The organism is Bradyrhizobium tropiciagri (assembly GCF_018130545.1).
In the GTDB taxonomy this organism is placed as follows: domain Bacteria; phylum Pseudomonadota; class Alphaproteobacteria; order Rhizobiales; family Xanthobacteraceae; genus Bradyrhizobium; species Bradyrhizobium tropiciagri_A.
This window is the reverse complement of the sequence record NZ_JAFCKF010000003.1, coordinates 348,846-372,694: the sequence shown is the minus strand read 5'-3', so window position 1 is coordinate 372,694 and position 23,849 is coordinate 348,846. Positions and strand designations below refer to the sequence as shown.

Annotated in this window: 26 protein-coding genes; 22 read left to right on the top strand and 4 right to left on the bottom strand. The window is 64.4% G+C overall.

Annotated elements, in window-relative coordinates; genetic code table 11:
* Positions 1–59: 59 nt before the first annotated feature.
* Complete coding sequence (locus tag JQ616_RS14460; RefSeq protein WP_212015344.1) at positions 60–467, top strand: DUF4189 domain-containing protein; 408 nt, start codon at positions 60–62, stop codon at positions 465–467.
* Between the two features lie 26 nt (positions 468–493).
* Here JQ616_RS14460 and JQ616_RS14455 read toward each other — a convergent pair whose 3' ends face one another.
* Both JQ616_RS14455 and JQ616_RS14450 read right to left on the bottom strand, forming a co-directional pair.
* A complete protein-coding gene (locus JQ616_RS14455) occupies positions 494–1,711 on the bottom strand; it encodes an NAD(P)/FAD-dependent oxidoreductase (protein ID WP_212015342.1) in 1,218 nt (405 codons plus the stop codon).
* Positions 1,712–1,826: 115 nt separating this feature from the next.
* Positions 1,827–2,405, bottom strand: coding sequence for a tetratricopeptide repeat protein (locus JQ616_RS14450; protein WP_212015339.1), 579 nt, complete (start codon positions 2,403–2,405; stop codon positions 1,827–1,829).
* 274 nt (positions 2,406–2,679) lie between these two features.
* Here JQ616_RS14450 and JQ616_RS14445 point away from each other — a divergent pair, with 274 nt between their 5' ends.
* The 15 genes from JQ616_RS14445 (at position 2,680) to JQ616_RS14375 (ending at position 16,248) form a co-directional block, all read left to right on the top strand.
* Positions 2,680–3,090, top strand: a complete 411-nt coding sequence (locus JQ616_RS14445; protein WP_212015337.1) for a DUF2000 family protein — start codon at positions 2,680–2,682, stop codon at positions 3,088–3,090.
* A gap of 167 nt (positions 3,091–3,257) precedes the next feature.
* On the top strand, positions 3,258–4,034 hold the full coding sequence (locus JQ616_RS14440) for a hypothetical protein (RefSeq protein ID WP_212015335.1): 777 nt from the start codon (positions 3,258–3,260) through the stop codon (positions 4,032–4,034).
* Positions 4,035–4,261: 227 nt separating this feature from the next.
* Entirely contained in the window at positions 4,262–4,987 is a 726-nt protein-coding gene (locus tag JQ616_RS14435; protein ID WP_212015333.1) for a TetR/AcrR family transcriptional regulator, read from the top strand.
* A complete protein-coding gene (locus JQ616_RS14430) occupies positions 4,984–5,769 on the top strand; it encodes an HlyD family secretion protein (protein WP_212015331.1) in 786 nt (261 codons plus the stop codon). Before JQ616_RS14435 ends, JQ616_RS14430 begins: the two co-directional genes overlap by 4 nt.
* Positions 5,766–6,725, top strand: coding sequence for an ABC transporter ATP-binding protein (locus JQ616_RS14425; protein WP_212015329.1), 960 nt, complete (start codon positions 5,766–5,768; stop codon positions 6,723–6,725). Before JQ616_RS14430 ends, JQ616_RS14425 begins: the two co-directional genes overlap by 4 nt.
* A 5-nt stretch (positions 6,726–6,730) precedes the next feature.
* Positions 6,731–7,894 (top strand): ABC transporter permease, encoded by a 1,164-nt coding sequence (locus JQ616_RS14420; protein WP_212015327.1) that lies wholly within the window; start codon positions 6,731–6,733, stop codon positions 7,892–7,894.
* 44 nt (positions 7,895–7,938) lie between these two features.
* Entirely contained in the window at positions 7,939–9,258 is a 1,320-nt protein-coding gene (locus JQ616_RS14415; RefSeq protein ID WP_433995970.1) for an adenylate/guanylate cyclase domain-containing protein, read from the top strand.
* A 73-nt stretch (positions 9,259–9,331) separates the two neighbouring features.
* Entirely contained in the window at positions 9,332–10,060 is a 729-nt protein-coding gene (locus JQ616_RS14410) for a GntR family transcriptional regulator (RefSeq protein WP_212015323.1), read from the top strand.
* Positions 10,061–10,106: 46 nt separating this feature from the next.
* Positions 10,107–11,351 (top strand): MFS transporter, encoded by a 1,245-nt coding sequence (locus JQ616_RS14405; protein WP_212015321.1) that lies wholly within the window; start codon positions 10,107–10,109, stop codon positions 11,349–11,351.
* 15 nt (positions 11,352–11,366) lie between these two features.
* Complete coding sequence (locus tag JQ616_RS14400) at positions 11,367–12,266, top strand: amidohydrolase family protein (protein WP_212015319.1); 900 nt, start codon at positions 11,367–11,369, stop codon at positions 12,264–12,266.
* A 99-nt stretch (positions 12,267–12,365) separates the two neighbouring features.
* A complete protein-coding gene (locus JQ616_RS14395) occupies positions 12,366–13,283 on the top strand; it encodes a PhzF family phenazine biosynthesis protein (RefSeq protein WP_212015317.1) in 918 nt (305 codons plus the stop codon).
* Between the two features lie 369 nt (positions 13,284–13,652).
* Positions 13,653–14,534: an NmrA family NAD(P)-binding protein gene (locus JQ616_RS14390; RefSeq protein WP_212015315.1), complete on the top strand. Its 882-nt coding sequence runs from the start codon at positions 13,653–13,655 to the stop codon at positions 14,532–14,534.
* Positions 14,535–14,597: 63 nt separating this feature from the next.
* Positions 14,598–14,939, top strand: coding sequence for a hypothetical protein (locus tag JQ616_RS14385; protein WP_249136787.1), 342 nt, complete (start codon positions 14,598–14,600; stop codon positions 14,937–14,939).
* A 63-nt stretch (positions 14,940–15,002) separates the two neighbouring features.
* On the top strand, positions 15,003–15,716 hold the full coding sequence (locus tag JQ616_RS14380) for an SDR family oxidoreductase (RefSeq protein WP_212015311.1): 714 nt from the start codon (positions 15,003–15,005) through the stop codon (positions 15,714–15,716).
* Positions 15,717–15,858: 142 nt separating this feature from the next.
* Positions 15,859–16,248: a MarR family winged helix-turn-helix transcriptional regulator gene (locus JQ616_RS14375; RefSeq protein WP_433995969.1), complete on the top strand. Its 390-nt coding sequence runs from the start codon at positions 15,859–15,861 to the stop codon at positions 16,246–16,248.
* Positions 16,249–16,327: 79 nt separating this feature from the next.
* On the opposite strand, the gene JQ616_RS14370 is transcribed toward JQ616_RS14375, so the two are convergent.
* Both JQ616_RS14370 and JQ616_RS14365 read right to left on the bottom strand, forming a co-directional pair.
* The gene (locus tag JQ616_RS14370; protein WP_212015307.1) at positions 16,328–16,789 is read right to left on the bottom strand and encodes a DUF488 domain-containing protein; all 462 of its coding nucleotides are present in this window, start codon (positions 16,787–16,789) and stop codon (positions 16,328–16,330) included.
* 11 nt (positions 16,790–16,800) lie between these two features.
* Positions 16,801–17,664 carry a DUF72 domain-containing protein gene (locus JQ616_RS14365; protein WP_433995968.1) on the bottom strand — a complete coding sequence of 288 codons (864 nt, stop codon included), beginning with the start codon at positions 17,662–17,664 and terminating at the stop codon, positions 16,801–16,803.
* Between the two features lie 137 nt (positions 17,665–17,801).
* Here JQ616_RS14365 and JQ616_RS14360 point away from each other — a divergent pair, with 137 nt between their 5' ends.
* The 6 genes from JQ616_RS14360 to JQ616_RS14335 all read left to right on the top strand — a co-directional run bounded on the left by JQ616_RS14360 (position 17,802) and on the right by JQ616_RS14335 (position 23,665).
* Entirely contained in the window at positions 17,802–18,158 is a 357-nt protein-coding gene (locus JQ616_RS14360; protein ID WP_212015305.1) for a hypothetical protein, read from the top strand.
* Positions 18,159–18,225: 67 nt separating this feature from the next.
* The gene (locus tag JQ616_RS14355) at positions 18,226–18,435 is read left to right on the top strand and encodes a hypothetical protein (RefSeq protein WP_212015303.1); all 210 of its coding nucleotides are present in this window, start codon (positions 18,226–18,228) and stop codon (positions 18,433–18,435) included.
* Between the two features lie 258 nt (positions 18,436–18,693).
* The gene (locus JQ616_RS14350; protein ID WP_212015302.1) at positions 18,694–19,827 is read left to right on the top strand and encodes a glycosyltransferase; all 1,134 of its coding nucleotides are present in this window, start codon (positions 18,694–18,696) and stop codon (positions 19,825–19,827) included.
* Between the two features lie 7 nt (positions 19,828–19,834).
* A complete protein-coding gene (locus tag JQ616_RS14345) occupies positions 19,835–21,337 on the top strand; it encodes a glycosyltransferase family 39 protein (RefSeq protein ID WP_212015301.1) in 1,503 nt (500 codons plus the stop codon).
* A gap of 78 nt (positions 21,338–21,415) precedes the next feature.
* Positions 21,416–22,111 (top strand): DUF899 family protein, encoded by a 696-nt coding sequence (locus tag JQ616_RS14340; RefSeq protein ID WP_212015300.1) that lies wholly within the window; start codon positions 21,416–21,418, stop codon positions 22,109–22,111.
* Positions 22,112–22,438: 327 nt separating this feature from the next.
* The gene (locus JQ616_RS14335) at positions 22,439–23,665 is read left to right on the top strand and encodes a DUF2778 domain-containing protein (RefSeq protein ID WP_249136783.1); all 1,227 of its coding nucleotides are present in this window, start codon (positions 22,439–22,441) and stop codon (positions 23,663–23,665) included.
* The last annotated feature ends 184 nt before the right edge of the window (positions 23,666–23,849 follow it).

Genomic DNA, 23,849 nt, shown 5'->3' with positions numbered 1-23,849 from the left:
TCACCATCTGGAAACGACCCCCGCGTACAGTCCGCGCCGGACTTTGGGGGAATTCCGCTTTGATCATTTCAACCGCCGCCGCGCAGCGCCGCGCGCTGACTTTCCTTGTCTTGACATTGCTGCTCGGCGCCACGCGTTTCTCCGTGGAAACCTTCGTCCCCAAGGCACACGCTGCGGGCGCGTTCGCGGTCGGCAAATGCGGGGCCTATGGCCAGGCCTATGATTACCCTGCCGAAGGCGCCGCGCGTGCCGCCGCGCTGAAGCAGTGCAAGGGCGATTGCACCACCATCACCATGAAGCGCGCCTGCGCCGCGCTTGCGATCGACATGAAGAATCCCTGCGGCGCCCATGGCTATGCGGTGGCGCCACGGATCTCAAGCTCGCTCAATGCCGCCACCAAGAAGTGCTACGACTATGGTGGCAAGGAATGCGTGATCCGCGCCTGGGCCTGCGACGCCAAGGGGTAGCGAAAGAGCGCTGCCCCGAGCCGCGCTCAGACCGCGCCGTAGAAGTGACGATATTGCCAGGCGGCCTCGCTCTGCAATTGCTCTTCAGACCACGATTGGTCTTTGAACCGCGTGACCGACATCGGCGATAGATCGACCGGCGGCTCGCCGTCCACGATCCAGGCCGCAAGCGCCTCCCCGACGGCCGGCGAGATCGACAGACCGGCAACGTTGCACCCGCTTGCAAAATAGAAGCCGGTCGTGCCAGCGGCAGGGCCCAGAATGTGATGGCCGTCAGCGGTCATCGTCGGAATGCCTCCGCGGAATTCCCGCACCTTGGCGGTTTGCAGGAACGGCAGTTGATCCTTCACATCATCTGCGGCTGCATGCAGCACGTCGATGTCGAGCGGCATGTCCTTGACGTCGAATCCGGTCCCAAGCTTCTCCATGTCGAAGAAGCGCGGCGTTTCCTCGTAGACACCCCAAAGGAAGCCGCCCTGACACGGGCGCGTATACACTGCAGCATCCATGATGCGGATCATCGGCAAGTCGGCACGCGCGCCGTCCAGCGGCTCGGTGACGATCAGTTGCTGCCGGGTCGGCACCAGCGGCACGCGGATTCCGCTTGCCTCCGCGACCTGCCGCGCCCACGCGCCGGCCGCATCGACGACGACTGGGGTCTCAATGACGCCGTTCGCCGTGGTGACGCCGATCACGGTGCCGCCGACGATGTTGACGCCGCGCACGTCGGTCTTCGGCAGCAAGGTAGCACCGTTGGCCGCGGCGGCGCTGGCGAAGCCGACGGCGACCTGCGCTGGGTCGAAATACCGGTCGTCGCCGATCCGCATCGCCGCGACGACACCGGTCGGCTGCAGGAACGGATTGAGACGGCTTGCCTGCTCCGGCGAGATCAGCTCGACATCGAGGCCTGAGCGGAGCCCGCGCTCAAGGTCGTCCTTGAGCACCTCGGCGTCTTGCAGCCGACGTGCAATTTTCAGGCTCCCCGAATGCACCCAGTCGAGCGGCTGGCCGGTTTCTTCCGTGAACGCTTCGATCTTGCGGCAAGCGTCCTTGATGAGGCCGATCATCAGATCGCTCTTACGCGCGCAGCTCACCATGCCGGCGGCGCGGAGCGAGGTCTGCGATCCGATCTCATGCTTGTCGACAAGGGCAACGCTGAGAGCGCCACGCTTGCTCAGGTAATAGGCGGTGGCCGCGCCCAAGCCGCCCGAACCAATAACAACAACATCGGCGTTGCGGATCATGATGCAATGCCCTGAAAAAATGTTGTGGTAATCGAATTCGCGGAGCCTACACCGCAGCGGCAGAGCTGACTATCGCTTTTCGTCCGGGCACAGGCTGGGCCTGCGCCGCCCACTGCTAGCGGTCGACGTGCGGGTTGAGCTTCTTCGCCGCAGCAATGTCGGCCTCGGCGGCGGCAACATCGCCCTGCTGGCGTTTGGCGATGCCGCGCCAGTACAGCGCTGCCGCGGAGGCCGGTTGCAGCTGGAGCACGCGATCGAATTCGGCGACCGCGCCGTCATATTTTCCGGTCGCGAGATATACGATGCCGCGGCCGATTAAAGCGAGGTCGAAGTCCGGTGCCAGCGCGACTGCCTTGCTGTAATCGGCCAGCGCGCGGTCGTAGTCCTTCTTCACCAGATAGATATCGCCGCGTGCACCGACCGCGAAGGCATCGGCGGGATCGAGCTGGATCACCTGCTCGATGTCGGCCAGGCTGTGGTCGAGGTCACCAGTCTGCGCATAGGCCTGGCCGCGGAAGGTGAGGGCTTTTGCGAGATCCTTGCCAACGAACTTGCCGGACGCGATTACCTCGGTGCATCCGGCGATCTGCACCTGCCACGCGACGTCAGGCTTTCCGGTGCATTGGGCGTTCAGCGCGGTCTCGGCGCGCGGCAATGTCGCCGGCCACACGAATGCGAGAGCTGTGCAGATCATCCCGGCGGATGCAGGTAGTAAGCGATGTCTCGTCATCAACGCAGGCCCCAATGACAAAGCGCGGGCATCGCGGAGTCGCATGCCCAAGCCTTGGTCGCCGGCTCGGAACGGCAGGTTCAGGGTGTAGCCCGGATGAGCGCAGCGTTACCCGGGCTTTATCGTTCCTGCTACGCCGCTTCGTCTTGCGGGAAACGAACATCAGCGGTTGATGGGCAGGTGAGGGATGCTTCGCCGGTACTGGCGCTTGCCGTCATCCCGCGGATACACTCGCGCCATGCAGTTCGACACCAAGATCGCGGTCGTGATCCGCACCAACCTGGAAGTCTGGCAGAAGCTCAACGTGGCGTCGTTTCTCGCCGGTGGCATCGCAGCTTCCTTTCCCGAATGCATCGGCGAGAATTACGAGGACGGTTCGGGGACGAAGTATCTCTCCCTGATCGGCCAGCCGATCCTGATCTACGGCGCCGACGGGCCCGCGCTGTCGCGCGCGCTGGAGCGTGCACTGGCGCGCAACGTGAAACCTGCGCTCTACACCGAGGACATGTTCGCGACCACGCATGATGCCGCCAATCGCGAGGCGGTGAGGGCGGTGGCGCGCGGCGAGCTCAATCTGGTCGGCCTTGCCTTTCGCGCCGAGCGCAAGGTGGTCGACAAGATCCTCGATGGGCTGAAGTTTCACGGCTAGCGGCCCGCCGTTCGCGTACCAAGCGGCATAGCTTGATTTAGGTCAAACCCGAAGAGCCGATCATCAGCTTTTCCTTGTGGGACGGCAGCTTTGCCAAGCCTCGGGCAAGCCACGGGATTGCGCCCATTGTCAGTGCCCGTCACGCAGTCGAACACTTTGCGCTACGAATGCTGAACCTTTATCAATTTGCTTTACCAACACTGTCTGCCATTTGCGCAGCTCTCGTTGTCGTGTCGATCGAAATCGGCTGGCACGTGGGCGTGCGCGCCAAAGGTCGCGGCGGGGCCAATGTTTTCGCGTTGGAGCAATCCCTGCTCGGGCTGCTGGCGTTGATTATTGGCTTTACCTTCTTTATGGCGCTTACGCGGTTCGAGGCGAGACGTGAAGCCGTTGTCAATGAAGCGAACGCGATTGGGACGACAGCGCTGCGCGCCCGCCTTCTCGCCGAACCGTATCGAACCGAAAGCGTGGAATTGCTGCGGGAATACGCGCGCATCCGTGTGGAAGGCTCTAAGACCGGTCTATCGTTGATCGATCTTCCCGCGGTCATTTCGCGCTCTAACGAGATACAGGAGGCGCTTTGGTTACGTGCGAAAGCCGCAGCCGCAAATGAGGCTGCATTGTTGCCGGTAGGTTTGTTCATTGTGTCGCTCAATGAAATGATTGACAGCCAGGGCAAGCGCTTGGCTCACCTGCGCAACCGAATTCCGAACGTCGTTCTGCTTGTGCTGATCGTCATGACTGCCATCAGCACCGGCATCGCCGGTTATGCGAGCGGATTGGACACGGAGCGAACCCGCTTGCCGCTCTATTTGATCGGCTTGCTGCTGTGTGGGGTCGTATACGTTGTCCTGGACCTCGATCGCCCCGCCGCGGGCCTCATCACCATCAGCCAGCAGCCATTGTTCGATGTCGCCTCCAGCATGGCTGCGTTTTCCGATTAGAGGCATTTTTGGCGCGGGACCCATGGGTGCAATCGGCGCCGGTTCCCCCGCGTCATCTGATCGGAAAATGGACGAAATCAGTAACAGATTCTGATGTTTAGGCCGCGAGGTCACGGTTGTATGCGCGCACGCATTCGGGGCCCCCGACACGATAGGAACGCTTCGCGCGGATCGACGTTTTTCTCGATCGAATTGACAATGACTGACCAGTCAGTCATAATATAACAATGACAAAACGCACCGAGAAGCCGACCCGCACCCAGCCCGCCAAACGCCGGAGCACGATCCGCGCCGCCGCGGCGAGGATCCCGAAGGTGACCTCGGCAGAGCTGGCCGAGCCGAGGCCGCCGGCGAACCGCGCCGAGAAATCCGCGGAGCGGCGCGCTGCGATCATCGAGGCGGCGATGGATGAGTTCATCGCGCGCGGCTATGCCGCGACGCGGCTCGACGACGTCGCGAAGCGGGCGGGCGTCGCCAAGGGCACGCTCTACCTCTACTTCAAGGACAAGGAGACGATGTTCGAGGAGTTGATCCGCACCGCGCTGGTGCCGCTGATCAGCCGCATGACCGCGCTGCCCGCCATCACCGGTCCGGTGCGCGACGCGGTGGAGGGATTTGCCGAGACCTTCATCCGCGAGGTCGTGTCGACCCGGCGCGGCGACATCATCCGCCTCATCGTCTCAGAGGGGCCGCGCTTTCCGGCGATCGCCGATTTCTATTTCCGCGAGGTGGTGTCGAAGGGGCTGGCCGGCATGAAGGCGCTGGTCCAGCTCGCGATCACGCGCGGCGAGATCAAGCACCGCGAGCTCGGCGATTTCCCGCAGCTGGTTGTCGCGCCCGCGATCGTCGCGGTGATCTGGCAGAGCCTGTTTGCCCGGCACGCGCCGCTGGATGGGCTCGCGATGTTCAAGGTTCATCTCGATCTGATCTTCGGCGAACGGAGGAAGACATGACCGCGTCGCGCATGATGAAGCTCGTGGCCGTCGTCGCGCTGGCGGCGGCGCTGGCCGGCTGCAAGGAGAAGCGCGATCCCGGCTTCCAGGGCTGGGTCGAGGCCGACATGATCTTTGTCAGCCCGGATGAATCCGGCCGCGTCATCAAGCTCAACGTGCGCGAGGGCGACGAGGTAAAGCCCGGCGATCTGCTCTATTCGGTCGACGACGATCTGCAACGCGCCGATCTCAACCAGAACAACGCGACGCTGGCCAACGCCCAGCAGAGCTACGACCGCGCCGCCTCGCTGCGCGGCACCGGCGCCGGCACCCAGGCCAACCTCGATTCCGCGGTCTCGGCGCTGCGCGTCGCGGAGGCGCGCGTTGTCACCTCGCAGACCCGACTCGACCGCCGCAAGGGCTTTGCGCCGATCGCGGGTTCGATCCAGCAAATCTATTTCCGCGAGGGCGAGATGGTGCAGGCGCAGCGCCCGGTGCTGTCGATCATGCCGCCCGGCAACATGAAGCTGCGCTTCTTCGTGCCGGAGACCGAGCTGCCGAAGCTCGCGCTCGGCGATGAGGTGCGGGTGACCTGCGACAATTGCGCCGCCGATCTCACCGCGAAGATCTATTTCATCGCCACCACGGCGGAGTACACGCCGCCCGTCATCTACAGCCTCGATGAGCGCAACAAGCTGGTCTACCTGATCCAGGCGCGGCCGAGCCGGCCCGACGTCTTGCGCGTCGGCCAGCCGATCAGCATCTACCTCAACCCCAAGACGCCGGTGGCGGAGCGCAAATGAACGGCGGCCCCACTAGCACGCAGCCCAATGCACCGTCCATCGCGATCGATGTGAAGGGCCTGACCAAATCGTTCGGTGGACGCGAGGTGGTCCATGACCTGTCGATGCAGGTCAAGCGCGGCTCGATCTACGGCTTTCTCGGCCCCAACGGCAGCGGCAAGACCACGACCATCCGCATCCTCTGCGGCCTCTTGACGCCCGACAGCGGCGAGGGCACTTGCCTCGGATACGACATCCGGCGCGATGCCGACAAGATCAAGCGCAGGGTCGGCTACATGACCCAGCGCTTCAGCCTCTACCAGGATCTCTCGGTGCGCGAGAATCTGGAGTTCGTCGCGCGGCTCTACGGCATGCCGGATGCGCGCGGGGCGGCGCGTGACATGATCGCGCGCATCGGGCTGAAGGGCCGCGAGGAGCAGCTCGCCGCCAATCTCTCCGGCGGCTGGAAGCAGCGGCTGGCGCTCGGTGCCTGCACGCTGCCCAATCCGCAATTGCTGTTGCTGGACGAGCCGACTGCCGGCGTCGACCCGAAGGCGCGGCGCGATTTCTGGAACGAGATCCACGCACTCGCCGCCGAAGGCCTCACCGTGCTGGTCTCGACCCATTACATGGACGAGGCCGAGCGCTGTCACGAGATCGCCTATATCGCTTATGGCCATCTGCTCGCGCATGGCACGGTGGATGAGGTGATCGCGGCCTCCGCGTTGTCGACCTGGACGGTGACGGGCGACGATTTCAACGGTCTGATGGCCGAGCTTACCGGCAAGCCCGGGGTCGACATGGTGGCGCCGTTCGGCACCAGCCTGCATGTCTCCGGCCGCGACAAGGCGGCGCTGGAGGCCGCGATCGCGCCCTATCGCGACAATTCGAAATGGCACTGGCAGGCGAGCGAACCATCGCTCGAAGACGTCTTTATCGATCTGATGGGGCGTTCCACGGATAATTTCCAGGGATAGTTGCCATGAACGCAACCGACACGATGCAGACCAGCGAGGCGAGGGAGCCGCGGTTCGGCTTCTGGCGGCGCAGCTACGCGATGCTGGTCAAGGAGTTCATCCAGCTCCGCCGCGACCGCGTCTCGTTCGCGATGATCATCATGCTGCCGGTGATGCAGCTCACGCTGTTTGGCTACGCCATCAACACCACGCCGCGCAACCTGCCGACCGCGGTGCTGACCCAGGAGGATACCGACCTCGGCCGTTCGATCCTGAAAGCGATGGAGAACACCGCCTATTTCCATTTCGTCCGCGAGGTCCATACCGTCGAGGAATTCGACGAGCTGCTGCAATCCGGCAAGGTGCTGTTCGGTGTCGAGATCCCGCGTGGCTTCGAGCGCGCGGTGCGGCGCGGCGACAAGCCGGCGCTGCTGGTTGCCGCCGATGCCACCGACCCGGTGGCGGCAGGCTCGGCGCTCGGCGCGCTCGGGCCTTTGGTGCAGACCGCGCTGGCGCATGACCTGCATATCGGCGATCCCCCTGACATGCCGTTCGAGATCCGCGCCCATGCCCGCTACAATCCGGCGGCGGATTCGCGCCTCAACATCGTGCCCGGCCTGGTCGGAACCATCCTGACCATGACGATGCTGATCTTCACCGCGCTGTCGGTGACGCGCGAGATCGAGCGCGGCACCATGGAGAGCCTGCTGTCGATGCCGATCAAGCCGGTCGAGGTGATGTTCGGCAAGATCATCCCCTATGTGCTGGTCGGCTTCATCCAGGCGACGCTGATCATCGCGATCGGCATCCTGCTGTTCGGCGTGCCGGTGCTCGGCAGCCTGACGCTGCTGGCGCTGCTCACCACGCTGTTCATCACTACCAATCTGTCGATCGGCTACACGTTCTCGACCATCGTGCAGAACCAGTTGCAGGCGATGCAGCTCTCGATGATGTTCTTCCTGCCGAGCATCCTCCTGTCCGGCTTCATGTTTCCGTTCGCGGGCATGCCGGTCTGGGCGCAATATATCGGCGAGGGGCTGCCGCTGACCCATTTCGTGCGCATCGTCCGCGCCATCATGCTGAAGGGCGCGGCGATGCAGAACCTACAATACGACACCATCGCGCTGGTCGCCCTGATGCTGTTCGCGATGACCGTCGCCGTAACGCGCTTCCGCCGCACGCTCGATTGAGGCAGAATGATGCAGAGCGTCATTTTGGCATGGTGACCGGGGCGATGACGATGGCTGGCTGGTGGGGTGGCGAGGAGACGACACGGAAAACGACTATATCCGCCGATTTCCATCACGCCCTGATGCATGAGGTGATGACCACCGAGCTGCTCCGCATCAAGGTGCTGATCGGCATTGCCCTGGCATTCGCCGTGATCACCTCGACGATCTACTTTACGGCTCCAGACGCGCTGGCTCGGGTCTGGCACGGCAATTTCAAGCCGTCCTACATCTATACGGTCATTGCGCCGTTCATCCTGTTCGAATTGTGGGTGCATGGCGCGATCAGCAGGCACATGAAGCAGGGGCGCGACCTGCCGGTGTTCAGGCGCTATATCGGCGTCCTGATCGAGACGTCGATGCCGACCGTCGCGCTCGCGCTGCATATCGACAGCATGGGCCCGGTGGCGGCGCTCGGCTGGGTCGCTCCGCTGGTCTATTTCATCTTCATCATCGCCTCGACCTTGCGGCTCGACTTCTGGCTGTCGACTTTTACCGGCCTGGTGGCGGCTTCGGAGCTGTTCTGGATGGCGATGTATTATCGTCCCGAGGGGACGCTCGATCCCGCGCCGGACTTCTTCTATCACGCAGCGCGCAGTGTCGTGATCCTGGTCTCGGGAGTCCTCGCCGGCGCGGTCGGCAGGCAGCTGCGGATTCAATTCGGTGCCAGCATCATCGCGGGCACCGCGCGGGACCGCATCACCAATTTGTTCGGCCAGCACGTTTCGCCGCAGGTGGTTGAGCGTCTGATGACGGAGGGCGCTTCTACCGGCAGCGACATCCGGCGCGTTGCCGTGATGTTCGTCGATTTCCGCAGCTTCACCGCGGGTGCGCGCACGCGCTCCCCGCAGGAGGTGGTGGATCGGCTCGACGGCGCCTTCGCCGTGCTGGTCGATATCCTCGATCGCCATGGCGGCATCGTGAACAAGTTCCTGGGTGACGGCTTTCTGGCGCTGTTCGGCGCGCCGTTCGAGACCGGCGACGCCGCGCATCAAGCGGTCGCCGCCGCGCGCGAGATGCTGGCCGCCAATGAGCGCACCAACGCGGCGTCGAGCTGGCCGCTGCGGATAGGCATCGGCATCCATATCGGCGAGGTCGTGGCCGGCAATATCGGCTCGCCGCGGCGCAAGGAATACACCGTGATCGGCGACACCGTGAACTTCGCTGCCCGGCTCGAGGCGCTCAACAAGGAGCTCGGCTCGCAATTCCTGATCTCGTCCGCGGTGCGCGACGCGCTCGGCGACGACTGCACCGACGCCGTCTCGCGCGGCGAGATCCCGGTGCGGGGTTACGAGCACCCGGTGTCGGTCTGGCAATTGGGGTAGGGCGCAACACCTAACCGTTTGAGGTATTAAGGTAGCGATTGACGAGGCGTCATATACTCATATAGATGACTAGATGACTTCAGCCCTCGACGACCGCCTGCCGCGCTACCAGCGCCTCCGCGACGATCTCGCGGCGCGCATCAATCGCAATGAATGGCGTCCCGGAGACCTGATCCCCTCCGAGGCCGAGCTCGGCGCGCATTACGGCGTCGCGATCGGCACCGTGCGCAAGGCGATCGATCAGCTGGTCAGCGACGGCGTGCTGGAGCGCCAGCAGGGCCGCGGCACCTTCGTGCGCCGTGCCCGATTCAATTCCTCGCTGTTCCGCTTCTTCCGCTTCCAGTCCGAAAGCGGCGAGCGCCGCGTGCCGCAAAGCCGTATCCTGCGCCGCAAGGCGATGCCGGCGACCACCGCGGTGGCCTCGGCGCTGCGTATTGCCGTCGGCGAGCCCGTCATCAGCCTGTCGCGCCTGCGGCTGATCGACGACGTGCCGCTGCTCGCCGAGGAAATCTGGCTGCAACGATCGCGCTTCGAGGCGATCCTCGCGCTCGACACGGCCGAGTTCGGCGACTTGCTGTATCCGCTCTACGAGGATCGCTGCGGCCAGGTCGTGGTGTCAGCCGATGAAATCCTCACGGTCGAGATCGCGACCGAGATGCAATCGCGCCTGCTACGGCTGGAGGCTAACGCGCCGCTGATCGTGATCGAGCGCCTGGCCTTCGACCTGGAGCGACGGCCGATCGAATGGCGCCGCTCGCGCGGGCCGGCGGATCGCTTCCGCTACCACGCCGAGATCAGATGAGCGCGGCAAACAAATAAAACAACACAAGACATTTCAGGGAGGAACGATGGTGAACTGGTATAGCGAATGCTCGCCGCTCGAACGGCGCACCTTCTGGGCTAGTTTTGGCGGCTGGGGCCTCGATGCGCTCGACGTCCAGATGTTCAGCCTCGCGATCCCGGCGCTGATCACCGCGTTCGGGATCAGCAAGGCCGATGCCGGTCTGCTCGGATCGGTCACGCTGTTCTTCGGCGCATTCGGCGGCTGGCTCGGCGGCGCGCTCGGCGATCGCTTCGGGCGGGTGAAAGCGCTGCAGATCACGGTGGCGACCTTTGCGCTCGCGACCTTCGCCTCGGCCTTCGCGATGAACTACACCCAGCTCGTCGTGCTGAAGGCAATCCAGGGCGTTGGCTTCGGCGCCGAATGGGCCTGCGGCGCGGTGCTGATGGCTGAGATCATTCGCGCCGAGCATCGCGGCAAGGCGCTGGGCGCCGTGCAGAGCGCATGGGCGGTCGGCTGGGGTGCTGCGGTGCTGCTCTCGGCGTTGGTGTTCACCTATGCGCCGGCTGATATTGCCTGGCGCATCCTGTTCGCAGTCGGTCTGATCCCCGCGCTGCTCATTCTCTACATCCGGCGCGGATTGAAGGAGCCGCCGCGCACTGCGCTGCGCGCAGCCGAGCCGCCGTTCTTCGCCACGCTCGCCGGAATCTTTCACCGCGACGTGCTGCGCTCGACCTTGATCGGCGGCCTGTTCGGCATCGGCGCCCATGGCGGCTATGCGGCGCTGACGACATTCCTGCCGACGTTCCTGCGCGAGGAGCGGCATCTCTCGGTGCTCGGTTCCAGTGCCTATCTCGCCGTCATCATCGTCGCCTTCTTCTGCGGCTGCGTGGTCTCCGGAATCATCAGCGACCGGATCGGGCGGCGCGCCAACGTGACGCTGTTCGCAGCCGCCTGCGTCGTGACCGTGCTGGTCTACATCTTCGCGCCGCTCTCCAATTCGCAGATGCTGGTGCTGGGCTTTCCGCTCGGATTCTTCTCGGCTGGCATTCCCGCCAGCATGGCCGCGCTGTTCAGCGAGCTCTACCCCGCCGGCGTCCGCGGCACCGGCGTCGGCTTCTGCTACAATTTCGGCCGCATCGTCTCCGCGGCGTTTCCCTTCCTGGTCGGCTATCTCAGCGATCACATCGGCCTTGGTGCCGCGATCGGAATCGACGCAGCGTTTGCCTATTCGCTGGTGCTGATCGCCGTGCTGATGCTGCCGGAAACCCGCGGCAAGGTTTTCGAGCAGGCCGCCGCCACACGCGCGTGATGATGACGAATGATCATGACATCGGACCAACATGGGTTGACGCGGCGCCGGTTTGCCGCGGGAATGGTTGCCGCGCTGTCGGCCAGCGGATTGGCGAGCAGGGTGAGGGCTGAGATGCCGAAAGTGGCGATCGATACCCACGCCCACGTTTTCCATCGCGGGCTGAAGCTCGCGCCGGGCCGCCGCTATGCGCCCGATTACGACGCGCCGCTCGCGCTTTATCTGCAGCAGCTCGACCAGAACGGCATCACCAATGGCGTGCTGGTGCAGCCAAGCTTTCTCGGCACCGACAATTCCTATCTGGTCGAGTGCCTGAAGGCGACCAATGGCCGCTTGCGCGGCATCGCGGTGGTCGATCCCACGGTTCCCGCGCAAGAGCTTCGTGAGCTCGATCGTGCCGGCGTCGCCGGCATCCGTCTCAATCTGGTCGGCCAGACACTGCCCGATCTGACATCGCAGGAGTGGACGGCACTGCTGGGAGAGATCCGGGCGCTCGACTGGCAGGTCGAGATCCAGCGCAACGCCAGTGATCTTGCAACGCTCGCGCCAAAGCTGCTCGACCAGGGCGTCAAGGTCGTGTTCGACCACTTTGCCTTGCCCGATCCGAAGCTCGGCATCGACGATCCCGGATTCCAGTCGGTGCTCAAGCTCGGCGCGACGCGCAATGTCTGGGTCAAGATCTCGGCGCCGTATCGCAACGGCGCGGCCGGCGAGGCGTTCGCGAAGCAGGCCTATCCGCTACTGCGCAAAGCCTATGGCATCGACCGGCTGTTGTGGGGCAGCGATTGGCCGCACACGCAATTCGAGGCGACGCAGAACTATGCGAAGAATCGCAAATTCCTCGACGAGCTCGTCACGGATGCGGATGAGCGCGCCGGCGTGCTCGCATCGCCGCGTGCGTTGTTTCGCTTCTAGCTCGCGCGTGATTGTACCGAGTGCTCTGAATGGCGTCGTTGCAGCCGTGCTACGATGACGCCATCGGTCGCGGATGACCGGGGCACAAGGACACGCAAGATGCAGCGGCGCTATATCACTGTCGACGTTTTCACCGACCGCGCCTTCGGCGGCAACCCGCTCGCCGTGGTGCTCGACGCCGAGGGGCTGTCGACCGCGCAGATGCAGGCGATCGCGACCGAGTTCAACTATTCCGAGACGACCTTCGTGCTGCCGCCGCAAGACAAGGCCAACGACGCCCAGGTGCGCATCTTCACGCCGGTCAGAGAATTGCCGTTTGCCGGGCATCCCAATGTCGGCACCGCCTTCGTGCTGGCGCAGCTTGCGAAGGAGCCGAAGCCACGTCTGGTGTTCGAGGAGAAGGCGGGGCTCGTGCCGGTCGATATCACGCGAGCGGGCAGCAGGGTCGTTGCCACCGAGCTGACCGCGCCGCAGCCGCTGTCGCGGCTGGCGCAATTCTCCGCCGCCGAGGTCGCGAGCCTGATCTCGCTCACGGCCGACGACGTCAGGACCGATCGTCAGCCGCCGCAGGTGGTGAGCGTCGGAACGCCATTCCTGGTCTTCGAGGTCGCATCGCGCGATGCGGTGCGGCGGGCAAAGCCGGATGCGGCGGCGTTCGGCGGCTTCTTCCCGCGTGACGGCGCGTTCTCCGCGTATTTCTACACCCGCGATGTCCCCGCCGCGGAGGCGCCCTGCGATCTGCAGGCGCGGATGTTCTTTCCGGGATCAAGCGGCCTGATCGAGGACCCCGCCACCGGCAGCGCCACAGTCGCCGCCGCCGCGCTGCTTGCGGCGCTCGATCCGCTCCGCGACGGCACTCTGAAGCTGACGGTCGGGCAGGGGTTTGACATGGGCCGGCCGAGCCTGCTGCTGACCCGCGTCCGCAAGCAGCACGGCGCAGTCATATCCGCGCATGTCGGTGGGGCCTGCGTGCAGATGATGCAGGGGACGCTGAATCTCCGGGGCGCGGAGAGCTAGGGCGTTCCTCATCAGTCCGCGACATCTGCTTATCCCCAACAGCGGTGAAGGCGCGGACATTGCACGGGGTCTGAGAAAGGCCATGCGCCGATATCTCGACGAGCCTGCTTTGTCCTTGACCTTGGCCCTCGTCGTGGCCCCGAGCGAGGCGCGTTTCTCGTAACGCGCGAGCCAATCGACGAAATTGCTCTGATGTCCGACAGCTCTCCCGACAGAGCCGTCATTGATGTCGGCCCCTCCTGGCGACCACACGGCGATGTGAACGGCGCCACGCCCGGTGCCGAAACAAACGCCTTGACTTAAGGGCATATGCACCTATTTTCAGGCCTATAAGAGCATATGCTCTCATATCAACAAAGGAGCGTTGCCATGAGGGAAGCAACTATTCTGGTGAGTGGGGCGACCGGACGAACCGGAGGTGCTGCCGTCGACGAACTGCTCAAGATGGGCAAGACGGTGCGTGCTTACGTGCGTTCCGACGGCGAGCGGGCAGCGGCTCTGAGGCAGCGTGGAGTCGACATCGCGATCGGCGATTTCACTGACATCGATGCCATTCGCGCGGCCATGGAAGGCATCCAGTCCGCATATTTTCTCCATCCGATCGCGCCGGGAATCATCGGGGCGGCCGCCTATTTCGCACAGGCCGCGAAGGAGGCCGGCGTCTCCGCCATCGTCAACATGTCTCAGATTTCGGCACGCCGGGAATCCGCAAGCCATGCGGCGCAGGATCACTGGGTTTCGGAGCGCGTGTTCGACTGGTCGGGCGTGGCGACGACGCATCTGCGCCCGACCTTCTTTGCCGATTGGCTGGTCTACCCGCATTTCGGCAAGGAGATCTGGGCAAAGAAGAAGATCGAATTTCCGTTTGAGAACGGGCGCCACGCGCCCATCGCCAGCGACGACCAAGGCCGTGTCATCGCCCATCTCCTGGCCAAGCCAAGAGGTCATGAAGGCAAGATTTATCCGCTGCACGGCCCGGTGGAGATGAACCACACCGAGATCGCCGCCGAGATGAGCGAAGTGCTCGGCAGCAAGATCGAATACGCGCCGACGTCGATCGCGGTGTTCAAGGAGAAGATGGAAAAGCTCTACAAGTTTCCTCCGTTCCTGGTGCAGCACCTGGTCGAAGTCGCCCAGAATTATCGCGAGGGCATCTTCTCGGGCACCAACGATGCCGTCGAGAAGATCACAGGAACAGCGCCCCTCACGGTCCGCCACTTCATCGCGCAGAACCGCGCCGTGTTCGCCTGAGCACGATCGAAGCCAGCATGGGGTTTGAAAATGTCCCACCCACAAGCCGAGCGACATCCATTCTTGGACGATCTGACCGCTGATGCAGAGCTTGTCAGCTCCGTGCTGCGCGGTCCTGTCGCTGGACGCGATGACATCCGCCGCGTCGTCGACGCCGTCGGAGCCTTCTACGCGTCACAAACGCCGACCTTTGTGCAGCACGTCGGCTCCCGGCTGTTTCTTGAATACGAGGCCGTTCTCAACAGCGGGGAGAAGCTGAGCGCGGCCGTCATCGTCGACCATAACCCGGACGGATCAGTCCCGCGCGTCAGCGTGCGAATGAGTCCGCTTGGCGCAGTGCTCGCACTCGCCACCGGTCTACGCGAGCGGCTTTCGACACAGCTACGGGAAGGTCTTTTTCTCTGAGTTGAAAACGGGCCAGCAGCGCAAATGAGCCGCTGGCATCCAAATCTGGAAAGGAAGAGTGTCATGGATATCAAGAATGCAACCGTCTTCATCACTGGTGCCAATCGCGGCCTCGGTCTCGCCTTTGCACGCGAGGCACACCGCCGCGGAGCCGCCAAGGTCTATGCGGGCATGCGCAAGACCGATGGATTCAATGAGCCCGGCATCATCCCCGTGAAGATCGACGTCACCGATCCGGCATCGATCGCAGCAGCCGCTGCGTTGGCGGCCGATACGACGATGCTGATCAACAACGCCGGCATCGCTGCTCTGATCGACGGGCCTCTGTCGGCTGACGTCGCGGCGCAATCGGCCCGCATGTTCGACACCAACTATTACGGCGTCGTGCGCGTCACGCAGGCCTTCGAACCGATCTTGTCGACGAAGCCGAACGCCGCCATCATCAACGTGCTCTCCGACATCGTGTGGCTGCCACGGCCGATTCTGGCGCCCTATGCCGCGTCCAAGGCGGCGGCCTGGAGCTACACCAACCAGGTGCGCTTTCATCTGCGCGAACGCGGCGTTCAGGTTCTCGGTCTGCATGTCGGGTTCGTGGACACTGACCTGACCAACGGAATTGACGTCCCGAAGTCGAGCCCCGAGGACGTGGTGCGCCAGACCTACGACGCCCTCGTCGCCGGCAAGAGCGAGGTGATGGCCGACAAGGGAACGGCGGTGCTGAAGAGCACGCTTGCGGCCGAGGAGCCGGGCTACATCACGCCGCCGCAAGGGTTTTGAGAATATCGCTGCGCCCGCGCCGCGCCTATAGTCGCGGCGCGGGCCGCGATGGAAACGAGAACGACAGGGAGTGTTGCCGGTGAATAGGCCTCTGGGAATCGATCAATGCAACTGCTTCGCCATGAGGAAGGCCAACCGGCAGATGTCGCGCTTCTATGACGCTCACCTCGAACCGGTTGGCCTGCGCATCACGCAGTTCCTCACCCTCTCGGCGCTGAACGAACTCTGCAGCGCCGCCGTCAACGGGCTCGCCGAGCAGCTCGACATCGAGCGGACCGCCATGGGCAAGATGGTCGGCTTCCTGGAACGGGACGGCCTCGTTCGGATCCGGCCATCGCCCACCGACGGACGAAGCCGCCTCATCGAGCTGACCGATGCCGGCCGCCGTCTTCACGACAAGGCCGCTCCGCATTGGCAGCGTGCCCAGCGAGAGTTCGAGCAGCTGAACGGGGCGAAAAATGTCGCCGTCCTGCGAGGCGCCATGCGCGATATGGTCGTTGGCGACATCAAGCCGAGCTCATCCGAGGACTGAGCGCCGCTTCCGATCGCGAGCGCGCGGCCGCGATGCGTGGCCGTCACGAGCCGCCGTCTACGGCTTTATGAGTACATGCCTAAACCTGCGGCGCGGCCAAATTCTCGATCTTGACCCCGTCGCGCTCCTCGATGATCTCGGCGATCCAGCGGCGGTGACAGTGTTCGTGGTCGCGCTCGTAGCAGAGGATGCAGACCGGGCCGGACTTCTTCACCAGCGCCGACAGCTCGTCGAGCTCCTCCTTGGCCTGCACCGTCTTGAGATGCGCCGAATAGATCTTGTGCAGCAGCGCGTATTGCCCACTGCGCGCCGCCTCGCGCCCGCTCTTCGGCGTGCCGAGGCCACGGAGGTGGACGTAGCCGATGCCGCGCTCGTCGAGGCCTGCGGCAAGCTGGGTCTTGGAGAAGCCGGGACGGCGCGAGGAGGCGACGGCGCGCACGTCGACCAGCAGCTTGACGCCGGCCTGCTCAAGTTCGTCGAGCACGGCCTTGGACGGCGTCTGCTCGTAGCCGATGGTGAACAGCCGCTTCGCCTTCGCCATCGCTAACGCCTTCACTTCACTCGTTCGATCAGTTCCATCGCGCCCGCGGGCGCGCGCACCTTGCCCTCGTGGATCACGTAGGCGAACACGTCGCGCGGCGCCTTCTTCGGCGCAGTCTTGTCGACCTTCGGCAGGTCGTCCGGCTCACTGCCGCCAGCCCAGTCCTGAAACCGCTTGGCCCAGGCGTCGAGCTGCTTCGGCGGATAGCAGGTCTTCAGTTCGTCATTGCCCTTCTGCAGCCGGGCATAGACGAAGTCACTCGCGACGTCGGCGATCGCCGGATATTTGCCGTGCTCGGCGAACACCACCGGCACCGCGTGTTCACGAATGAGGGCGATGAATTCGGGCACGCAAAAACTGTCGTGGCGCACCTCGACCACGTGGCGTAGCGCGCGGCCGTCGAGCTTGCGTGGCAACAGCTCGAGGAACTTGCCGAAATCGGCGCCGTCGAACTTCTTGGTCGGCGCGAACTGCCAGAGTACCGGGCCGAGCCGGTCCTTCAGCTCCAGCACGCCCGAATCATAGAACCGCTTCACCGAATCGCCGGCCTCGGCGAGCACGCGGCGGTTGGTGGCGAAGCGCGGCCCCTTCAGCGAGAAGATGAAGCCGTCGGGCACTTCGCTGGCCCATTTGCGAAAGCTCTCCGGCTTCTGCGATCCGTAATAGGTGCCGTTGATCTCGATCGAGGTCAGCTTCGAGGCGGCGTAGGACAGCTCCTTCGCCTGCGTGAGCTTCTCCGGATAGAACACCCCACGCCACGGCTCGAAGGTCCAGCCGCCAATGCCGATATAGATATTGCCTGCGTCCGCCTTGGTCGTCTTGGTGTCTGTTGTCTTGGCGTCTGTCTTGGTCGGCTTGGTGGGAGCTTTGGCCACGACTGCACTCATCGTGAGGGGGAAGGGGATCGAGATTAGTCAAAATAATCGTGATTGGCCAGTTTGCCAGATCAGTGCGGCGGTGCTTATCGTGGTCGCCGGTGTTGGCTAGGATGCCGAAAAACGGGAGAACAACAATGCGCATGCTGGTTGCGGCCGCCCTCTTGATCACATCGTCCGCTGCAATGGCTGATGAGGTCGACGACGCGCACAAGCTCGCGATCACCGGCCGCGACGCCTACTGGAATTGTCTCGCCCGCGAATATCCCCGTGACAGCAACAAGGCGATGTCCGATCAGGAGTTCAGTTCGCTGATCGCCAATGTCTGTCCCTCGGAGCGGCAGAACTTTCGGGTATCGCTGATCGACTTCCTGTCGCTGCAATTTCCGAAACAGGATGCCGACGCCAATCTGACCACCGCCAACCGTGCGATCGAGCTGGCGCAAAAGGACATCGTGACCGCCTTCACCCGGCGTAAGGCCGCGGCGAAATAGGTTCCCGAATCCTGTTGCGGCGAGCCGATTTTTGATATCAATCCGCGCAGGCGAGGGGATGATCGGCATGCGCTCACAATCGACGGCAGGCTTCTTGGGTGCAGTGGTCGCAGCGATCGCGCTGGCGGCGGCGTTCATCTACGGGCCGTCGCCGAGCCAGCTCCGTAACCCGACCCCGCCGGCCGCGGCCCAGCCGCAGGCGGCGCCTGCCGCCGAGGCGGCGCCGGCGGCCCCGGTGCCGCGCGGCCCGGTGATCCGGGAAGTCCCGAACAACTAGCGCCAAGGCCCTCTCCGGGGTGCCCCTTGCAAACCGCATGGGGGCTTCCTATTTGGCTCATAACGGCGACGTTGAGCTTCAGGGCTCCGGCGCTGGGACGACCACGACAATGTCGGCTGCGCCGGATGTACGCGCGCCCCTTGTTCGTGGTCGTTGGCATTTTCAGGGGTATTTCGCCCCGTTTTCCCGCTTCCCGAGACCGTGTTTGGGCAGGCCTGCCTTGGCAGCGGGGGAGGCTGCGGCTATACGCTGGCGCTCATGAATCAAGCCATCAAGCCGGGCCCCGAAACCTCCTCGCAGGCGGCAAGTCTGCCGCAGCTTTCGGTGGTCGTCCCGACCTTCAACGAACGCGACAATGTCACGGTGCTGTACCGCCGGCTCGACGCGACCCTGAAGGACGTGTCCTGGGAAGTCATCTTCGTCGACGACAATTCGCCTGATGGAACCTGGGACGTGGTGCGCGCGCTGGCGCGCAAGGATTCCCGCGTGCGCTGCATCCGCCGGGTCGGCCGGCGCGGCCTGTCCGGCGCCTGCATCGAGGGCATCCTGGCCTCGAGCGCGTCCTATGCGGCGGTCATGGACGCCGACCTGCAGCACGACGAGACCCAGCTGCCGAAGATGGTGGCATTGCTGCAGAGCGGCGAAGCCGAGCTCGTGGTCGGCAGCCGCTATATCGAGGGCTACAAGGCCGACGGCTTCAACAAGCAGCGCGCCGGCGCCAGTGCGTTCGCGACCGAGATCGCGCGCCGCGCGCTGAAGGTCGAGATCGCCGACCCGATGAGCGGCTTCTTCATGATCCGCCGCGACCGCTTCGAGCAGCTTGCGCCGCAGCTCTCGACCCAGGGCTTCAAGATCCTGCTCGACGTGGTGGCGACCGCGGAAGGCAAGCTGCGTACGGTCGAAATTCCCTTCACCTTCGGTGCGCGCCAGCACGGCGAGAGCAAGCTCGACTCCATGGTTGCGCTCGACTTTCTGGGCCTGGTGCTGGCGAAGCTGACCAACGATCTGATCTCGCTGCGCTTCATCCTGTTCGCAGCGGTCGGCGGGCTCGGCCTGCTGGTGCACCTGATGGTGCTGTTCATCGCGCTGGAATTGTTCAAGGCGCCGTTCCCGGAGGCCCAGGCCGCCGGCGCGATCGTCGCCATGACCAGCAACTTCATCCTCAACAATTTCCTGACCTACCGCGATCAGCGGCTGAAGGGCTTTGGCATCCTGCGCGGCCTCTTGCTGTTCTATCTGGTGTGCAGCGTCGGCCTGCTCGCCAATGTCGGCGTCGCGTTCTCGGTCTACGACCAGGAGCCGATCTGGTGGCTTGCGGGCGCGGCCGGCGCGCTGATGGGCGTGGTCTGGAACTATGCGATGTCCGGGCTGTTCGTCTGGCGCAAGCGATGACGGTGGCATGAACCCGAACGAGGCCCGGCTGGCCCGGAACACCGCGCTTGCGGTGTGTGCGCTGGTCGTGCTGCGGCTGGCCGCCGCCGCATGGACGCCGCTGACCTTCGACGAAGCCTATTACTGGATGTGGTCGAAGTCGCTGGCCGGCGGCTATTACGACCATCCGCCGATGGTCGCCGTGGTGATCAGGCTCGGCACCATGATCGCGGGCGACACCTCGTTCGGCGTGCGACTGGTGTCGATCCTGCTCGCGCTGCCGATGAGCTGGGCGATCTACCGGGCGGCGGAGATCCTGTTCGGCGGCCAGCGCATTGCCGCCAGCGCCACGATCCTGCTCAATGTCACGCTGATGGCTGCGGTCGGTACGCTGATCGTGACGCCGGATGCACCGCTGCTGGTTACGGCGAGCTTCCTGCTGTACGCGCTGGCAAAGGTGCTGGAGAGCGGCCGCGGCGCCTGGTGGCTTGCGGTCGGCGCCAGCGCCGGCGCGGCGCTGCTGTCGAAATACACCGCGCTGTTTTTTGGTCCGGCGATCCTGATCTGGCTTGCCGTCGTGCCCAAGCTGCGGCGCTGGTATCTTTCGCCTTGGCTCTATCTCGGCGGCCTGGTTGCGGCCGGCCTGTTCGCGCCGGTCATCCTCTGGAATGCCGATCACCAATGGGTGTCGTTCATCAAGCAGATGGGCCGCGCCCGGATCGAGGATTTCCGGCCGACCTACATCGCCGAGCTGATCCCGACGCAGTTCGCGTTCGCGACACCCTTGGTCTTCATTCTCGGCGTGATGGGCCTTTATGCGCTCTCACGGCGCCGCGCCGGCGCGATGCCGGCACGGGTGCTGGTCAACACGATGTTCTGGACCATCGTGGTCTACTTCACCTGGCACGCGCTGCATGCGCGGGTCGAGGCGAACTGGTTCGCGCCGGTCTATCCGGCCTTTGCCGTGGCGGCCGCGGTCGCCGCGATCCAGGTGCAATGGGCGCCGCGCGAGCAGCGCACGATCGATTTCTGCCGCCGCTGGGCCGCGCCCACCGGCGTCGTGCTGTTCGCGCTGCTGATCCTGCAAGCCAATACCGGTTTGCTCTCGGGCTACCGCCGCGACGCCACGGTGCGCAGCGTCGGTGTCGGCTGGCAGGAGCTCGCCAACGAGATCGAGGCGGCGCGTGTACGGACGGGTGCCACTTGCGTGCTGGCGCCGGATTACGGCACCACCGGCTGGCTCGCCTTCTATCTCCCCAAGGGCAGCTGCGTCGCCCAGCAGGGCCAGCGCATTCGCTGGGTCAATATGCCGGAGCCGAGCCCGGCGCAGCTGTCCGGCAAGCTATTGTATGTGCATGAGGTCGATCAGGCGATGCCGGCCTCGGTGCGCGACAATTTCACCCATGTCGAGACGGTGGGCGAGGCCAAACGGATGCGCGGGCCGCTGGTGATCGAGACCTACGTGCTCGATCTGCTTGAGGGTGCCAAGGGCGAGGTGTTCGACCGTTCGCCGCCGCCGGAACTGCAATAAGATCGTCGCCGTTGAGTGTCGGATCGTCCGGATCCCGGTCGTCTTCCAGGAAGCCCGTCAATCACGCGAGGTTCCAACATGACCAGTTCCGTCCTCAAGCCCGCCGCCGAACTCGCCAGCACCAACACCGAGCGCGTTCCCAATGAGAGCGCTGAGTATCGCCGCGCGCGCCAGGCGCTGCTCGTCGAGGAGATCGAGCTGCGGCGGCATATCGAGCGCGTCGCCGAGCTGCGCCGCGCATTGCCGCCGGGCGGCGAGGTGACCAGGACCTATGAGTTCATCGGCGAGTCCGGTGCGGCCTCGCTCGCCGATCTCTTTGGCAACAAGCAGACGCTGATCATCTACAGCTACATGTTCGGCCCGCAGCGCGAGAAGCCGTGTCCGATGTGCACGTCGTTCATGGGCACATGGGAGCAGAAGCTGCCCGATATCGAGCAGCGCGTGTCGTTCGTGTTCGTGGCGCGTTCGCCGATCGCGCGATTGATCGAGGCGAAGAAAGCGCGCGGCTGGACGCGCCACAAGGTCTACTCGGATGCGTCGGGCGATTACACACGCGACTATGTCAGCAAGGATGACAGCGACGTGCCCGGCTACAACGTCTTCACGCGCGACGACGGTACGATCCGGCATTTCTGGGCCGGCGAAATGGGGGCGGGCACGATGGACCCCGGCCAGGACCCGCGCGGCGCGCCGGACATGGATCCGCTGTGGACCTTGCTCGACACCACGCGCGAGGGGCGCGGCACGGACTGGTATCCGAAGCTGAATTACTGAAGGAGATTTTTGCCCGATCCCCGCGCGATTACGGGGCGATCGGCAAGGAAATTCTCCCTGAATTTATTCCGGTATGCCGCACCCCAGACGGCGTGCCGGAATGTCCCATCGTGGGACAAAAAAGCCGTTTTGGCGGTCCAATGTCATCTTAAAAAAGCCCTACGCCACAGGCACTTCCCGCGTTGCAGGGGATCGCATCCGGTTAAGTCGCATTTAACTAAAAGTCGCCTTAATGGCCGTCTGTGCCGCCTGCGCGACGGTGAGCCGAAAGTCGTTCGGCAGATCCAGTGTGGGGACAAAGGTGGACCTGTTTTGAGCGCCGGGCGTATGAGTACGAGTGCGAGTGCGTATGTTCTTGGGGCGCCGAGCCGCAAGAAATCCTCCAGAAAAATTCTCCCGCAGCATTTCTTTGGCAGCGCGGCCGTCGCGGCGCTGGTGCTTGGCTGCGCCTGGACCGTCTACGCCAACATCTTCGCGGCGAGCGTCTTTCCGTCGGTCGGCAATGCGCCGTTCGATGCGCCGATGGTGAAGCGGCCCGTTGCGGTCGCCACCCGCACGGCACCCTCGTTCAACGAGGTGTTCGCGTCGGTGACGCCGGCGCCGGTGGCTCCGGCAAAGACCGAGGTCGCGAAGTCGGAAGCCGCGGCACCTTCGCTTATGTTTAACGATCGGTTTGCGGCCGCCTCGCCGGAAGGTGTGGCGTCGAGCGTCGTGGCTGACGCCGCGCCGCAGATCGACCCGATCAAGCAGGCCGCCGCGCCCAAGGTCGTCGCAGCGGCGAGGGCGGTGGCCACGGCAGAACTCGCCGAGACATCGAAGCCGTTGCCGGCACCGAAGTCGGTCGAGACCGCCAAGAAGCAGGCCGCCACCAATCTGCAGGTGGCGCTCAACGATCCTACCGCCAACGTTCAGCCCAAGGGGGCTGAGGCGAAGCCGGCCGAGGCCAAGCAGGCCGCGAAATCCGGCGGCGTTCGCGACATGGCCGCGCGCGCCAAGGCCGCGGTGATGTCGATCGCCTCGAGCGAGCGGCAGACCATGGTCGAGAAGCTGTGGGGCAAGCGCGAGTCGAGCGGCGGATTGCTCTCCTTCGCGTCCGCCGACGCCAACGTGACCGGCAGCATCCCCTCGACGCTGGACCAGAACCCGATGCTCGGCGGCTCGCCGCCCTATGACCGCCAGACCGCGGTCTATGACATCTCGGCGCGGACCGTGTATCTGCCCGACGGCACCCGCCTCGAGGCGCATTCCGGTCTCGGCTCCCGGCTCGACGATCCCAGGTCTTCGCATCTAAAGATGGTCGGCGTGACGCCGCCGCACATTTACGAGCTCAAGCCGCGCGAAGCGCTGTTCCACGGCGTGCCGGCGCTGCGGCTCAATCCGATCGGCGGCGAGGGCAAGATCTTCAACCGCGTTGGCCTGCTCGCGCACACCTTCATGCTCGGTCCGAACGGCGACTCCAACGGCTGCGTCTCGTTCAAGGATTACTACGCCTTCCTCGACGCCTACCGTAACAAGGGCATCCGTCGTCTCGCCGTGCTCGCGCGGGTCCAGTAGACGCCGTCCTCCTGGGAGCGCTGTCCCCAACGTGTGAACTACGCGACCTGCCGGTACCTGTCCGAAGGTCGTAATCCCATCCCTTGAACGGTGATCGGGGGCGCTATATCCTACAAAATACAAGGGTGCCGGCGTCAACAGCGCCGCGCTCCCGAGGGTCTGTGGAACCCGGGGAGCAGGGAGG

Coding starts and splice junctions, on each gene's coding strand:
- JQ616_RS14340 (WP_212015300.1), top strand. CDS start 21,416: ATGACCAGTTCCGTCCTCAAGCCCGCCGCCGAACTCGCCAGCACCAAC.
- JQ616_RS14395 (WP_212015317.1), top strand. CDS start 12,366: ATGCAGCGGCGCTATATCACTGTCGACGTTTTCACCGACCGCGCCTTC.
- JQ616_RS14415 (WP_433995970.1), top strand. CDS start 7,939: ATGACGATGGCTGGCTGGTGGGGTGGCGAGGAGACGACACGGAAAACG.
- JQ616_RS14455 (WP_212015342.1), bottom strand. CDS start 1,711: ATGATCCGCAACGCCGATGTTGTTGTTATTGGTTCGGGCGGCTTGGGC.
- JQ616_RS14450 (WP_212015339.1), bottom strand. CDS start 2,405: ATGATCTGCACAGCTCTCGCATTCGTGTGGCCGGCGACATTGCCGCGC.
- JQ616_RS14370 (WP_212015307.1), bottom strand. CDS start 16,789: ATGGCGAAGGCGAAGCGGCTGTTCACCATCGGCTACGAGCAGACGCCG.
- JQ616_RS14430 (WP_212015331.1), top strand. CDS start 4,984: ATGACCGCGTCGCGCATGATGAAGCTCGTGGCCGTCGTCGCGCTGGCG.
- JQ616_RS14390 (WP_212015315.1), top strand. CDS start 13,653: ATGAGGGAAGCAACTATTCTGGTGAGTGGGGCGACCGGACGAACCGGA.
- JQ616_RS14335 (WP_249136783.1), top strand. CDS start 22,439: ATGAGTACGAGTGCGAGTGCGTATGTTCTTGGGGCGCCGAGCCGCAAG.
- JQ616_RS14375 (WP_433995969.1), top strand. CDS start 15,859: ATGTCGCGCTTCTATGACGCTCACCTCGAACCGGTTGGCCTGCGCATC.
- JQ616_RS14345 (WP_212015301.1), top strand. CDS start 19,835: ATGAACCCGAACGAGGCCCGGCTGGCCCGGAACACCGCGCTTGCGGTG.
- JQ616_RS14410 (WP_212015323.1), top strand. CDS start 9,332: ATGACTTCAGCCCTCGACGACCGCCTGCCGCGCTACCAGCGCCTCCGC.
- JQ616_RS14435 (WP_212015333.1), top strand. CDS start 4,262: ATGACAAAACGCACCGAGAAGCCGACCCGCACCCAGCCCGCCAAACGC.
- JQ616_RS14445 (WP_212015337.1), top strand. CDS start 2,680: ATGCAGTTCGACACCAAGATCGCGGTCGTGATCCGCACCAACCTGGAA.
- JQ616_RS14360 (WP_212015305.1), top strand. CDS start 17,802: ATGCGCATGCTGGTTGCGGCCGCCCTCTTGATCACATCGTCCGCTGCA.
- JQ616_RS14425 (WP_212015329.1), top strand. CDS start 5,766: ATGAACGGCGGCCCCACTAGCACGCAGCCCAATGCACCGTCCATCGCG.
- JQ616_RS14400 (WP_212015319.1), top strand. CDS start 11,367: ATGACATCGGACCAACATGGGTTGACGCGGCGCCGGTTTGCCGCGGGA.
- JQ616_RS14350 (WP_212015302.1), top strand. CDS start 18,694: ATGAATCAAGCCATCAAGCCGGGCCCCGAAACCTCCTCGCAGGCGGCA.
- JQ616_RS14440 (WP_212015335.1), top strand. CDS start 3,258: ATGCTGAACCTTTATCAATTTGCTTTACCAACACTGTCTGCCATTTGC.
- JQ616_RS14420 (WP_212015327.1), top strand. CDS start 6,731: ATGAACGCAACCGACACGATGCAGACCAGCGAGGCGAGGGAGCCGCGG.
- JQ616_RS14355 (WP_212015303.1), top strand. CDS start 18,226: ATGCGCTCACAATCGACGGCAGGCTTCTTGGGTGCAGTGGTCGCAGCG.
- JQ616_RS14405 (WP_212015321.1), top strand. CDS start 10,107: ATGGTGAACTGGTATAGCGAATGCTCGCCGCTCGAACGGCGCACCTTC.
- JQ616_RS14380 (WP_212015311.1), top strand. CDS start 15,003: ATGGATATCAAGAATGCAACCGTCTTCATCACTGGTGCCAATCGCGGC.